This is a genomic window from Pseudomonas baltica (genome assembly GCF_014235765.1).
Taxonomy (GTDB): domain Bacteria; phylum Pseudomonadota; class Gammaproteobacteria; order Pseudomonadales; family Pseudomonadaceae; genus Aquipseudomonas; species Aquipseudomonas baltica.
Window position 1 is genome coordinate 37,577 of the sequence record NZ_JACMYH010000006.1, and the last position, 13,044, is coordinate 50,620.

The following is a 13,044-nucleotide window of genomic DNA, read 5'->3' on the forward strand; positions in this document are numbered from 1 at the left end:
CGGCCGCCCGACGGCAATTGAAATGAGTCCAAGGATAACCCCTGTCAGGGGCGGGGCGAAAGGGGTGGGCGGCGAATGGCCTTGGCCAGCGCCTGGCTGGCTGCCGGCGGTGCGACTTTCGCGGCCACTGACCGCTCCTACAAGGATCGCGGTCACCCTGTAGGAGCGGTCATCGGCCGCGAAGGGTTCGGCGCGTTGAACCTGACACACCGCGGTGCGGCTTTCGCGGCCACGGACCGCTCCTACAAGGATCGCGGTCACCCTGTAGGAGCGGTCACCGGCCGCGAAGGGTTCTGCGCGGTGAACCTGACATACCGCGGTGCCCCTTTCGCGGCCACGGACCGCTCCCACAAGGATCGCGGTCACCCTGTAGGAGCGGTCATCGGCCGCGAACGTCGCGCCGCGGTGTGGTTCTGTCAGGCCAGCAGTTCGCCGCGCAGCGAGTGGGGGCGGGCCTCGGCGATGTGGATGTCGACGAACTGGCCGATCAGCCGTGCATCCGAGCAGGTGAAATTGACGATACGGTTGTTCTCGGTACGCCCCTGCAACTGGCCGGGATCCTTGCGCGAATAATCGGTGACCAGAATGCGCTGGGTAGTGCCCACCATCTGACGACTGATCTCGAAGCCCTGCTGGTTCAGCCGATGCTGCAGCGCATCCAGGCGCTGTTTCTTCACCGGCTCGGGCGTGTCGTCGGCCAGATCCGCCGCCGGCGTACCAGGCCGCTGGCTATAGATGAAGGAGTACGAGAAATCCATGCCCACATCGGTAACCAGTTTCAGGGTCTGCTCGAAGTCTTTCTCGGTTTCGCCGGGGAAACCGATGATGAAGTCCGAGCTGATGCAGATGTCCGGTACCGCCGCCTTGAGCTTGCGCAGCTTGGATTTGTATTCCAGCACCGTGTGGCCGCGTTTCATGGCCGCCAGCACGCGGTCCGAGCCCGATTGCACCGGCAGGTGCAGGTGCTTCACCAACTGCGGCACTTCGGCATGGGCCAGGATCAGGCTGTCGGAAAACTCCAGTGGGTGCGAGGTGGTGTAGCGGATGCGCTCGATCCCGTCGATCTGTGCCACCACCCGGATCAGCTCGGCCAGGTCGGCCAGGCGACCGTCGTCGGTCTGGCCGCGGTAGCCGTTGACGTTCTGCCCCAGCAGGGTGACTTCGCGCACGCCGTTGTCGGCCAGGTGCATGACCTCGGCCAGGACATCGTCGAACGGTCGGCTGACTTCTTCGCCGCGGGTGTAGGGCACCACGCAGAACGTGCAGTATTTGCTGCAGCCTTCCATCACCGAGACGTAGGCGGTCGGGCCGTCGATGCGCGGTTCGGGCAAGTGGTCGAACTTCTCGATCTCGGGGAAGGAGATGTCCACCTGCGGCAGGCGGGTGATGCGCGCCGCGTCGATCATCTCGGGCAGGCGATGCAGGGTCTGCGGGCCGAACACCACATCGACGTAGGGCGCGCGATCGCGGATGGCTGCGCCTTCCTGGCTGGCCACGCAGCCGCCGACCGCAATGACCATGTCCGGCTTGGCCAGCTTCAGTTCGCGCCAGCGGCCCAGTTGCGAATAGACGCGGTCCTGGGCGCGCTCGCGGATCGAGCAGGTATTGAGCAGGATCACGTCGGCGTCTTCTGCGCGTGCCGTGACTTCCAGGGCTTGATGTTCACCCAGCAGGTCGACCATGCGCGAGCTGTCGTACTCGTTCATCTGGCAACCGTGGGTTTCGATATAAAGCTTCTTGGCCATGGGGTGATCATCAAGTGGTTCAAAGAACCGCGCATTATAGTGCCCGTGGTCGGTGGTTCCTAGCATTGCCTGTCGGGCGGCTATGCTATAGTTTTCGCCCTCTTTCAAGCTCACGACCTTATATCTGCCGACGATGACCAAACGCGAAGCTCCAATCTACAAAGTGATTTTCCTCAACCAGGGCCAGGTATTCGAGATGTACGCCAAGCAGATCTACCAGAGTGATCTGTGGGGGTTTCTGGAGGTCGAGGAATTCGTCTTTGGCGAGCGCACCACCGTGGTCGTCGACCCCAGCGAAGAAAAGCTCAAGGCTCAGTTCGAAGGCGTGACGCGCAGCTTCGTGCCCATGCACTCGATCGTGCGGATTGATGAGGTCGAGCGTTTGGGCACGCCGAAGATCAGCGAGGCACGCATGACCGGCAATGTCATGCCATTCCCGATGCCGATGCCCGACAAGTAGTCATCAGTCGGGCCGCTGCCAGGCTCAGGGCAGCGGGGCGAAAGGCGAGCGGCTGCCTTCGGCCGTCTGCAATTCGAGCAGGTACTTGCGGAAAATCTGCCCCAGCACCTGAGTGGCCACTTCGAGGTCTTCGCGGCGCATCTGCCCGGACACCTCGTCGGCGACGTCCAGTGCATCCTCGGCGCCATTGACCGCCGCCATCTTCAGCACGATATAGGCCTGGATGTTGTTGGCCGCCACGCCTTCGCCCTTGAAGAACATCGTGCCCAGGTGATACTGGGCCTCGGCATGGCCTTGCAGGGAGGCTTGTTCGAAGTAGCTGAGGGCCTGGTTCAAGTCGCGTTCGGTTCGAGTACCGTCGTAATAGAACTGACCGAGTTCGAATTGCGCCTGGGCGTCGCCGTCCTTTGCAGCCTGTTGACACGCAGTCAGCGCCGCGGGCAATGCCTGGGCAGAGGTATTGAGGGTGCAGCGACCCACCGCCGGAATCAACAACGAATTGCCGCCTGCGGTAGCCATTAGCGGCTGAAGAAGCAACAGGCAGCCCAATGCAAGGGCGCGGCCGGTGCGGTTCATGGGGATCGACTTACCTCTGCGGAATGCGGGCGGACCCGACGTCGAAACGTGGCGGGTGCTGCATTATGAAATAAGCGGGGGGGCTGTTACAAAGTCTTTACTCGTTTTTCTGCGATATCGCCCAGATGGCACTGTTTCACGGGGTGCCAGCCGCAGCAGCGGTCCGTGGCCGTAGACAATCCAGCACGCTGTGTCAGGCGCACCGTGTTGCCTTCTTCGCGGCCGCTGACCGCTCCTACGGATTTAGATGCAACCTTCTGCGTAGGAGCAGTCCGTGGCCGCGAACGATGCGCTGCGGTCGGCCAGGCATACCGCAGCGTCCTTTTCGCGGCCGCTGACCGCTCCTACGGGAGTGAAGGTGGTTATTTCAGCGCAGCAAACGCTTTTTCGGCAGCATCCAGGGTGATCGCCAGCTCGGCATCGCCGTGGGCGATGGACGTGAAGCCTGCCTCGAATGCACTTGGCGCCAGGTACACGCCGCCGTCGAGCATCAGGTGGAAGAAGCGCTTGAAGCGATCGGCGTCGCTGGTCATGACGTCTTCGAAGGTGACGATGTCATCGGCGCCGCTGAAGTACAGGCCGAACATGCCCCCGGCCTGAGTGGTGACGAACGGGATGCCCGCGGCGTCGGCACGCTGCTGCAGGCCGTCGAGCAGGCGTGCGGTGTAGTCGCTCAGCTCGTCATGGAAACCGGGGCGGCTGATCAGCTTCAGGGTGGTCAGGCCAGCGGCCATGGCCAGCGGGTTGCCCGACAACGTGCCGGCCTGATAGACCGGACCCAGCGGCGCAATGTGCGACATGATCTCGCGCTTGCCGCCGAAACAGCCGACGGGCATGCCACCACCGATGATCTTGCCGAAGGTGCTCAGGTCCGGCGTCACGCCATAGTAGGCCTGGGCACCACCGAGGGCCACGCGGAAACCGGTCATGACTTCGTCGAAGATCAGCACCACACCGTACTGGTCGCAGAGGCGACGCAGGCCTTCCAGAAAACCGGGCGCTGGCGGTACGCAGTTCATGTTGCCCGCCACCGGTTCGACGATGATGCACGCCACTTCATCGGCGACTTCGGCGAGCATCTGCTCTACTGCGGCAATGTCGTTGAACGGCAGGGTCAGGGTGTGTTTGGCGAACGCCGCCGGCACGCCGGGCGAGCTGGGCACGCCAAGGGTGAGGGCGCCGGAACCGGCCTTGACCAGCAGGCTGTCGGAATGACCGTGGTAGCAACCCTCGAACTTGATGATGCTGTCGCGCCCGGTGAAACCACGGGCCAGGCGAATGGCGCTCATGGTTGCCTCGGTCCCCGAGCTGACCATGCGCACCATTTCCATGGACGGCACGATCGCGCAGACCAGGTCTGCCATCTGCGTTTCCATTTCGGTGGGGGCGCCGTACGACAGACCATGTTCAAGCTGCCTGCGCACCGCATCGAGCACGTCCGGATGGCTGTGGCCGAGAATCATCGGACCCCATGAACCCACGTAGTCGACGTAGCGCTTGTCGTCTTCGTCGGTGACATAGGCGCCGGCGGCGTGCTTGAAGAACAGCGGCGTGCCGCCCACGCTCTTGAAGGCGCGCACGGGCGAGTTGACGCCCCCGGGGATGTGCTTCTGGGCGTTGGCGAACAAGGTTTCGGAACGGGACATAGATAAGCTCTCTTGCATCAGGCAGTTTCGAACAACGCGTTCAGCGCGCGGGCGCGGCGGGTGACTTCCTGGGCCGTGTCGGCGCCGAACAGCGCATGCACCACGGCCAGCAGGTTGGCACCCTGGGCCACCAGCGGGGCGGCGTTGTCCAGGGTGATGCCGCCAATGACGGCAATCGGCAATTTCAATTCGGCACGCGCCTGCGCCAACAGTTCCAGGCTGGCAGGCGATGCGTCGGGCTTGGTCTGGGAGGCGAAGAAGCGTCCGAAGGCCACGTAGCTGGCCCCTTCGCGGGCGGCCTGGTGGGCCAGGTCGAGACGGTTGTGGCACGTGCTGCCGATGATCGCCTTGCGGCCAAGCAAGGCGCGTGCAGGCGTCAGCGGGCCATCGGTCTGCCCCAGGTGCACGCCGACGTTGAGCCGCGCGGCCAGTTCGGCGTCGTCGTTGATGATCAGGTGCGCCTTGTAGCGCTCGCACAGCTGGCGCAATTTCTCGGCTTCGCGCAGGCGTCGGGCGTCGTCGTTGCTCTTGTCACGGTATTGCAGCAAGGTAATGCCGCCGTCCAGTGCAGCCTCGACGTACTTGAGGAACTTGCCGGCCAACAGCTGGCTGTCGGTGATGGCATAGACGCCACGTAGGTTCATCGCTCGGTCCTGAGGCAGGGGGCAGGGGTTCGGCTCAAGAGCAGAAATCCAGGGGCAGGCGGCGCGGCACGAATTGCCCGTGGCCCAACTGCTCGGCGTCGCGCAGGGTGCGCCAGGTGTAGTCGAGCGCCGACTGCACCGCGCTTTCCAGGCCTTCACCCAACGCCAGGCGGCCGGCCAGGGCGCTGGCCAGAGTGCAGCCGGAGCCATGGTAGCTGCCAGGCAGGCGCTGGCAGGTAAACGTGCGGCGACTGCCGTCGCGGCTGTACAGACGGTTGTGCACTTCGTGCTCGTCGCCATGGCCGCCGGTGATCAACAGGTGCTTGCAGAACCGCAGCAGCTTCTGTGCGCATTCATCGGCGCTGCCGTCGGGCAGGTCGGCGAGAATGCGCGCTTCGGGCAGGTTCGGCGTCGCGATGGTCGCCAGCGGCAGCAGCTGTTCGCGCATCGCGTAGCCGACCTCGTCCTTGCCCAGGCTACCGCCACCACCGGCACGCAATACCGGGTCACAGACCATCGGCAGATGGGGGTGGGCGGACAACAGCTCGACCACGGTTGCGACCATGTCCACCGAACCGAGCATGCCCAGCTTGACCGCCGCCACCGGCGAGTCGCTGAGCACGGCATTGGCCTGGGCCAGGATCCACTCGCGGTCGAGCACGCGGAAATCGCTGACATTGACCGTGTTCTGCACGGTCAGCGCCGTGATCGTCGGCGCGGCATGGCAGCCCTGCGCGAGCAAGGCTTCGATATCTGCCTGCAGGCCGGCGCCGCCACTGGGGTCGTGGCCGGAGAGACAGAGGACAACGGGGCGGGAACTATAGATATTCATGGTGCGCGAGCTTATCACGGCGCACGCCGTTGTAGCAGGGCCGCAAGCGGCGGTGCGCGTGTCTGACGGTCTGCGTTGGCGACCGGCGTTCGCGCTTTTCAGGGGGGCTATGTATCATATTGACACTACGCTGCAACACTCCCGAAGGCACCATGCGCTATTTGCTTATCTTGATAATGGCCTGGCTGCCCATGCTGGCAGGTGCGGTCGACTTCGACGAGACCACCCGCAGCCTCGCGCTGGGGCGCACGATGCAGGTCTACGAGGATGTGTCGGGCGCCGCCACCATCGAGCAGATCACCACCGGCCTGGCCCCCGCTTTTCGTCAGCACCACAGCGACGTGCTCAATGCCGGCTACTCGCGATCCGTGTATTGGCTGCGCATCGATCTGCGCTATGTACCGCGCGCCGACGGATCGCCGCACAGCTGGCTGCTGGAACTGGCCTATCCGCCCATGGACCACCTGGAACTGTTCTTGCCCGATGCCGCCGGGCAGTACCGCTCGGTGCAGCGAACCGGCGATGCCTTGCCGTATGCCAGCCGCCAGATCAAGCAGAACAACTACTTGTTCGAACTGCCATTCCAGCCAGGCGAAGCGAAGACCGTGTATCTGCGCCTGCACAGCCAGGGCTCGGTGCAGGCGCCGGTCAGCCTGTGGTCGGCCAACGCGTACCTCGAGGCCCAACCTTCAAGGCTGTACGTGCTCGGGCTGATCTACGGCGTGCTGCTGGGCATGCTGGTGTACAACCTGTTCATCTTCCTCAGCGTGCGTGATCGCAGCTACCTGTACTACATTGTCTATATCGCGTCGTTCGGCCTGTATCAGGTGTCAGTGAACGGTGCCGGGGTCGAGTATTTCTGGCCCGACAACCCATGGTGGGCCAACGCGGCCACGCCGTTCTTCATTGGCGCGGCCGGCTTCTTCGGTTGCCAGTTCTCGCGCAGCTTCCTGCAGACGGCGCGGCACAGCCGCTGGATGGACCGACTACTGCTCGGCCTGATGGTCTACGGCGCCGTAGTCATGGTGCTGTCGCTGTCGACCAGCTACGCCCTGGCATTGCGCCTGGCCACGTTGCTGGCGCTGTGTTTCACCGTGGTGATCTTCTCCGCCGGCATCCTCGCCTGGTTGCGTGGCATGCGCTTGGCGCGTTACTTCATCATTGCCTGGAGCGCGTTCCTGCTGGGCGGCATCGTCAATACCCTGATGGTGCTGGGCTATCTGCCCAATGTGTTCATCACCATGTACGCCAGCCAGATCGGTTCGGCGCTGGAGGTCGGCCTGCTGTCGCTGGCCCTCGCCGACCGGATCAATGTGCTGCGCGATCAGCAGGCGCAGACCCTCAAGCAAGCCGGGCTGAAGCTTGAGCAGGCGAATCAGGAACTGGCTGCGAGCAACCGCCTCAAGGACGAATTCCTGGCCACTGTCACCCATGAGCTGCGCACCCCGATGAATGGCGTGATCGGCTCGCTGGAACTGATGCAGACCGTGCCCATGGGGCCGGAGCTGGCGCAGTACCAGCACACCGCTGCAGGTTCGGCGCGGCACATGATGCGCATGGTCGATGACATCCTGATCCTCACCGAGCTGCAAGCCGGGCGGCTCTATCCGCGCAACGAACCGTTCAGCCTGCAGGCGCTGCTGGACAGCATGCAGATGCAGTTCAGCCGTCAGGCCCAGAGCAAGGGGCTGGCGTTCACCGTGGAGCGCGTAGCCGGTCTACCCGACCGCCTGCAGGGCGATTCGCAGAAACTTGCCCTGTGCCTGGGCTGCCTGATCGACAACGGCATCAAGTTCACCCGCGAAGGCAGTGTCAATGTGCGCGTCAGTGGCGGCGAGCCAGTGAGTGATCACCTGCAGATAACCTTCACGGTCAGCGACAGCGGCATCGGTTTCAGTCATCGCGACGAAGAGACCCTCTACCAACGCTTCTACCAGCTGGACGGCTCGGTGACCCGCGAGTACGGCGGATTGGGTATAGGCCTGGCGATCTGTCGGCAGCTGGCCGAGCTGGTAGGCGGGCAGCTTCATCATCAGTCCGAGCCCGGACGCGGCAGCTGTTTCGAACTGAGCGTGCGCCTGGGGGTTGTCGAAGCGCATCCGGGCCGTGCCTTGAGCACCCGCGCCGGTGCCCTTGGCGCGCAGCGCGCCGCCCATGAATGCACGGTATTGCTGGTGGACGCCAACAGCGTCGACCAGTTGGTGGTGCGGGCCATGCTGCTCAAGCTCGGCTACCGCGTGCGCACGGCCGAGGACGGCGCCGGTGCGCTGGCCCTGCTGGCTCGCGAGCGTTTCGATGCCGTGCTCATCGAGCACAGCCCGCCCGCAGAGAGCGCTCTGCACACCACCCGCGAACTGCGCAGCGTGCCGGGGTGCGAGCGATTGCCGGTGCTGGCGATCACCGAACCCGGCCAGGCCCGGCGCGAGGCGTCCCTGGCTGCCGGGGTATCGATCTGCGTGGTGCGCCCGGTGCGCTTCGAAGAGCTTCAGGCGGTTTTGCACGGTTGCATCCTCAGTCGTCCCAAGCCGGTGTCGCCGCTGATTGCAGATGCGCCCCCCGGCGCTGCCCCGGCGTAACCAAGGCCGTCGCACCGGGGGTGCCTTTCGTCGGCATTGCAGGCAAGATGCAAGCCTGCCAGATCAGCCAGGACATGCCCCATGAGTAATGCTCCAGACTTCGTAGTTGTGGAAACTGCCGAACAAGCCGTGGATCGGTTGGCAGAACTGCACGAACGGGCCACTCGCGCCTTGAGCCAGGCGCTCAAGCGCTACCTCAAGGATCGCAGCGAGCCGGATGCGGCCGAGCGCGATCTGTTTCGCTACCCTGAACTGCGCCTGACCTACGCCTATGGCGGCGAACTGCCTGCCATCACCCGAGCCTACGCCAAGGTCAACCTGCCTGGCGTGTACTCGGTGACCGTGACCCAGCCGGCCGCCTTCCGCGGTTATCTGCTGGACCAGTTGCGGCCGCTGATGCGCGACTTCGCGGTCACCATCGAAGTCGGCGTCAGCGAGCAGAACATTCCCTATCCCTATGTCGTCGACCAGGGCGACGAGCTGGCCGGCAGCGGTGTGACCGCGGCCGCTCTGGCGCGGGTGTTCCCCAGTACCGACCTGTCTGCCGCCACCGACGGCATCGCCGACGGCCTGTACGACTGGGCCACGGCTGATCCGCTGCCGTTGGCGCTGTTCGACGCCGCGCGGGTGGATTTCTCCCTGCGTCGCCTGATCCACTACACCGGCAGCGACTGGAAGCACGTGCAGCCGTGGATCCTGTTGACCAACTACCACCGCTACGTCGACCAGTTCGTCACCCACGGCCTGGAACAGCTGTGCAACGACCCGCGCTTCGTGCGCTTGGTGATGCCCGGCAATGTGATCATCGAAAAGAGCATGGACAACGGTGAGGCCCAGGCGCTGGTGGCCAGCGTGGTATGGCACCGCTATCAGATGCCGGCGTATCACCTGATTGCCGAGGACGGCGACGGCGTGACCCTGGTGAACATCGGCGTCGGCCCTTCGAACGCCAAGAACATCACCGACCACCTGGCCGTGCTGCGTCCGCATTGCTGGCTGATGATCGGCCACTGCGGTGGCCTGCGACAGTCGCAGACCATCGGCGACTATGTGCTGGCCCACGCCTACATGCGCCAGGACGGTATTCTCGATCGGGTCCTGCCACCGAACATTCCCATTCCGGCCCTGGCCGAAGTGCAGCTGGCATTGCAGGAAGCGGCGGCGCAGGTCACCGGCGAGCGTGGCGACGACCTCAAGAAGCGCCTGCGCACCGGCACCGTGCTGACCTACGATGACCGCAACTGGGAACTGCGCTGGGCCCAGGAGCGACCGCTGATCAACCTGTCGCGCGCCGTTGCGGTGGACATGGAAAGCGGCACCATTGCCGCCCAGGGTTACCGCCTGCGGGTGCCGTACGGCACTCTGCTGTGCGTGTCGGACAAGCCTTTGCACAGTGAGATCAAACTGCCGGGCTCGGCTAACGCGTTCTACAACCGCGCGGTCAGCCAGCATCTCAACATCGGCATCACGGCCTTGAACCTGCTGCGCAACCAGCTCAACTCGCTGCACTCGCGCAAGCTGCGCAGCTTCGACGAGCCGCCGTTCCGCTGACAGGTTTGCCGTGGCTGGCAAGGGCCTCTAGCATGAGCGCCCTTGCCAGCCCGAAAGCCGCTTCGTCATGCCTCTTCCTCCTCGCTCCAACAAACGTCCACCCACCAGCGGCCGCCGTGTGGCCAAAGCCCCGCCGGCCCAGCCGCGGCTGCTGCTGTTCAACAAACCGTTCGATGTGCTGACCCAGTTCAGCGACGGTGAAGGGCGGGCGACGCTGAAGGATTTCATCGACATTGCCGGGGTCTATCCGGCCGGTCGCCTGGACCGTGACAGCGAGGGGCTGCTGTTGCTGACCAACGACGGCCAGTTGCAGGCGCGCATTGCCGACCCGAAGCACAAGCTGGCCAAGACCTATTGGGTGCAGGTGGAAGGCGTACCCGACGAAGAGCAGTTGCAGCGTCTGCGCACCGGGGTCGAGCTCAACGATGGCATGACCCTGCCGGCGCAAGCGCGGCTGCTGGACGAGCCGGACCTGTGGCCGCGCGATCCGCCCGTGCGCTTTCGCAAGAGCATACCGACCCATTGGCTGGAGCTGGTGATCAAGGAGGGGCGCAACCGTCAGGTGCGGCGCATGACGGCGGCGGTGGGCCTGCCGACCCTGCGCCTGGTGCGGGTGCGCATCGGCGACTGGAGCCTCGAGGGCCTGGGGCAGGGCGAGTGGCGCGAGGTGCCGGCCAGTCTCTAGCCGGCCTGTCCCCCTGTGGGAGGGGTTCTGCCCGCGAAGGTGTCTCAGGGCTGTAGCCGGCCTGCACCCCTGTGGGAGGGGTTCTACCCGCGAAGGTGTTTCAGGTCTGTAGCCGGCCTGCACCCCTGTGGGAGCGGGTTCTACCCGCGAAGGTGTTTCAGGTCTGTGCCGGCCTGCACCCCTGTGGGAGCGGGTTCTACCCGCGAAGGAGCTTCAAGTCTGGCTCAGGCCTGAAGCTCAGCGTAGATGGGTCAACGGCAGTTCAGTGCTGGCCATGACCTGGTTGAGAACGAAGCTGGAACGCACGCTGGTGACGCCCTCGATCCGCGTCAGGTGGCCCAGCAGCAGCTTCTGGTAGTGGTCCATGTCCGGCACCACCACCTTGAGCTGGTAGTCGGCATCCATTCCGGTCACCAGGCTGCATTCGAGTACCTGAGGCAGGCCGCGAATCGCCGCTTCGAAGGTTTCGAAGCGTTCCGGCGTATGCCGGTCCATGCCGATCAGCACGTAGGCCGTCAGGCTCAACCCCAGCTTCTTGCGGTCCAGCAGGGCGACCTGACGAGAAATGTAGCCGTCGTCTTCGAGCTGCTTGACGCGCCGTGAGCAGGGCGACGGAGAGAGACCGATGCGTTCGGCCAGTTCCTGGTTGGAAATGCGCGCGTCACGCTGCAGTTCCGCCAGAATGCTCAGGTCATAGCGATCAAGCTTGCTCATCAAATCTGCCTTCGTGTTTTGCGTTGCGGCAAATTATCTATCCGAAGGCAAAAATTGCGCAAGTGCTGTGTAAATCAGCAATGTTCGCAATCGGCTGCTGCGCCCGTGGCGCTATTGTTATTCACAGAATCACTGCCCGGACACACGTCCACTGCGATCCGCTGAATCAAGCGAATTGCGGCCACCGCCCCCACCGGGGTCGCGCTGGCCCCCGAGCTGCATGCGGCCCAGAAGGCAGCGTGAGGTGAGCCGACGTCACAAGCGTCGAGCAAGGACACAGTTTCGCGAGAGGAGGCCTATGGGTCTCCTCTTTTTTCGTCTGCGAAATGTATGCGACCGGTGCCTGGCGTGCGGTCATGAACGCGCGGTACGTGCCGATATCCTTTGCAGGCACCTGACGGGATCTTCACAGAACCGCGTTGGGGTTTGTCAGTCTGATACTGGGTCGCCCCCTTTTTCTACGAGGAACAGCATGAACTTGCCCCTATGGCGTATGGCCGGTGTCGCTGTGCTCTGCCTGGCTGTGGGCGCGCCTGCGTATGCGGAAGGCCCGCAAGACCAGTTGCGCGGCAGTTCCAACGGTGGCCAGCGTGGGCAGGGAGGGGGTAATGCCGGGCCTGGGCAGCCGCAAGGCGGTGGGCAGTACCGTCCGCCGCCGGGTGGCAATCAGGGTCAGTGGCAGGGGCGACCGCCGCAAGGCAATCAGGGCAATCAGGGCCAGTGGCAGGGACGACCCGGTGGCGGCAGCCAGAACCAGTGGCAAGGCAACCGGCCGGAGCAGGGTCGCCCAGAACAAGGTCACCCGGATCAGGGTCGCCCGGATCAGGGTCGTCCCGAAGGTGGCCAGCAGGACAATCGGCCGCCGATCATCGGCAAGCCCGATGCAGTGCGCCAGACCCAGGCGCCGCTGCGCGGCAGTTATCCAGACCTGCGGCGCGACAACGACAGGCGCTGGGAGGGCGGTCGAGACCGTTGGCCCGGCGAGCACGGTGGCGGCTGGGGCCCCGGCCCGCAGTACCGTCCGGGGCAGGTGATTGATCGCTTCCCCGGCCAGAATTATCGCGTGCCGTATCGGGGGCAGGATTATTACTACTCGGGTGGGTACTGGTATCGACCGCAGGGTCCGCGGTACGTGGTGATCGAGCCGCCGCGCGGCGTTCGGGTACGCGTCTTGCCCGACTACGCCCAGCGCATGTGGATCGGCAGTTCCGTGTTCTTTGTCGCGGCCGGCACTTACTATCAATGGGCCGACAATACCCAGGAATACGTGGTGGTGAATCCGCCAGTGAATGCCAGTATCCCGCAGCCAGCCCCGACTTTGACCAACTATGACGTCGCAGCCTATCCGGCCCAGGGTCAGAGTCCGCAGCAGATCGCCCAGGATCAATACGAGTGCAAGCGCTGGGCTGTCGAACAAAGCCGCTTCGACCCAGCCAGTGCTACCTATGCGCCGTCGCCGGAAGTGGTCAGCGTGTACCGGCAGAGCCTGGCCAATTGCTTCGCGTCACGTGGGTACACGGTGAATTGATAGGCCTTGCACCTTTGTCAAGGATACCGCGTTCTACCTGACACACCTCCTTCGCCGCCGGCGCGGCTTGCGCCGCTGCTACGGGGA

11 protein-coding genes are annotated in these 13,044 nt (G+C 64.3%); 5 read left to right on the forward strand and 6 right to left on the reverse strand.

The window, feature by feature from the left end; genetic code table 11:
- Positions 1–416 precede the first annotated feature (416 nt).
- Positions 417–1,745, reverse strand: a complete 1,329-nt coding sequence (miaB, locus tag H7993_RS17490; RefSeq protein WP_185795147.1) for a tRNA (N6-isopentenyl adenosine(37)-C2)-methylthiotransferase MiaB — start codon at positions 1,743–1,745, stop codon at positions 417–419.
- Positions 1,746–1,878: 133 nt separating this feature from the next.
- On the opposite strand from miaB, the gene H7993_RS17495 reads away from it, so the two are divergent.
- Positions 1,879–2,205 carry a DUF1820 family protein gene (locus tag H7993_RS17495; RefSeq protein ID WP_043192686.1) on the forward strand — a complete coding sequence of 109 codons (327 nt, stop codon included), beginning with the start codon at positions 1,879–1,881 and terminating at the stop codon, positions 2,203–2,205.
- A 24-nt stretch (positions 2,206–2,229) separates the two neighbouring features.
- On the opposite strand, the gene H7993_RS17500 is transcribed toward H7993_RS17495, so the two are convergent.
- The 4 genes from H7993_RS17500 to H7993_RS17515 form a co-directional block, all read right to left on the reverse strand.
- Complete coding sequence (locus H7993_RS17500; protein ID WP_185795148.1) at positions 2,230–2,781, reverse strand: tetratricopeptide repeat protein; 552 nt, start codon at positions 2,779–2,781, stop codon at positions 2,230–2,232.
- A gap of 362 nt (positions 2,782–3,143) precedes the next feature.
- Complete coding sequence (gene hemL / locus H7993_RS17505; protein ID WP_122475496.1) at positions 3,144–4,427, reverse strand: glutamate-1-semialdehyde 2,1-aminomutase; 1,284 nt, start codon at positions 4,425–4,427, stop codon at positions 3,144–3,146.
- 17 nt (positions 4,428–4,444) lie between these two features.
- Positions 4,445–5,071 (reverse strand): thiamine phosphate synthase, encoded by a 627-nt coding sequence (thiE, locus tag H7993_RS17510; RefSeq protein ID WP_185795149.1) that lies wholly within the window; start codon positions 5,069–5,071, stop codon positions 4,445–4,447.
- A gap of 34 nt (positions 5,072–5,105) precedes the next feature.
- Positions 5,106–5,903, reverse strand: a complete 798-nt coding sequence (locus H7993_RS17515) for a hydroxymethylpyrimidine/phosphomethylpyrimidine kinase (protein WP_185795150.1) — start codon at positions 5,901–5,903, stop codon at positions 5,106–5,108.
- 152 nt (positions 5,904–6,055) lie between these two features.
- Between H7993_RS17515 and H7993_RS17520 the strand changes: the two genes are divergently transcribed.
- From H7993_RS17520 to H7993_RS17530, 3 genes are all read left to right on the forward strand, one after another.
- On the forward strand, positions 6,056–8,479 hold the full coding sequence (locus tag H7993_RS17520) for a hybrid sensor histidine kinase/response regulator (protein ID WP_185795151.1): 2,424 nt from the start codon (positions 6,056–6,058) through the stop codon (positions 8,477–8,479).
- An 81-nt stretch (positions 8,480–8,560) separates the two neighbouring features.
- Entirely contained in the window at positions 8,561–10,030 is a 1,470-nt protein-coding gene (gene amn, locus H7993_RS17525) for an AMP nucleosidase (protein ID WP_185795152.1), read from the forward strand.
- Positions 10,031–10,148: 118 nt separating this feature from the next.
- Positions 10,149–10,715 carry a pseudouridine synthase gene (locus H7993_RS17530; RefSeq protein ID WP_185795243.1) on the forward strand — a complete coding sequence of 189 codons (567 nt, stop codon included), beginning with the start codon at positions 10,149–10,151 and terminating at the stop codon, positions 10,713–10,715.
- 237 nt (positions 10,716–10,952) lie between these two features.
- On the opposite strand, the gene H7993_RS17535 is transcribed toward H7993_RS17530, so the two are convergent.
- Positions 10,953–11,429 (reverse strand): Lrp/AsnC family transcriptional regulator, encoded by a 477-nt coding sequence (locus H7993_RS17535; protein WP_122475484.1) that lies wholly within the window; start codon positions 11,427–11,429, stop codon positions 10,953–10,955.
- A gap of 472 nt (positions 11,430–11,901) precedes the next feature.
- Here H7993_RS17535 and H7993_RS17540 point away from each other — a divergent pair, with 472 nt between their 5' ends.
- Entirely contained in the window at positions 11,902–12,957 is a 1,056-nt protein-coding gene (locus tag H7993_RS17540; protein ID WP_185795153.1) for a DUF6515 family protein, read from the forward strand.
- Positions 12,958–13,044 lie beyond the last annotated feature (87 nt).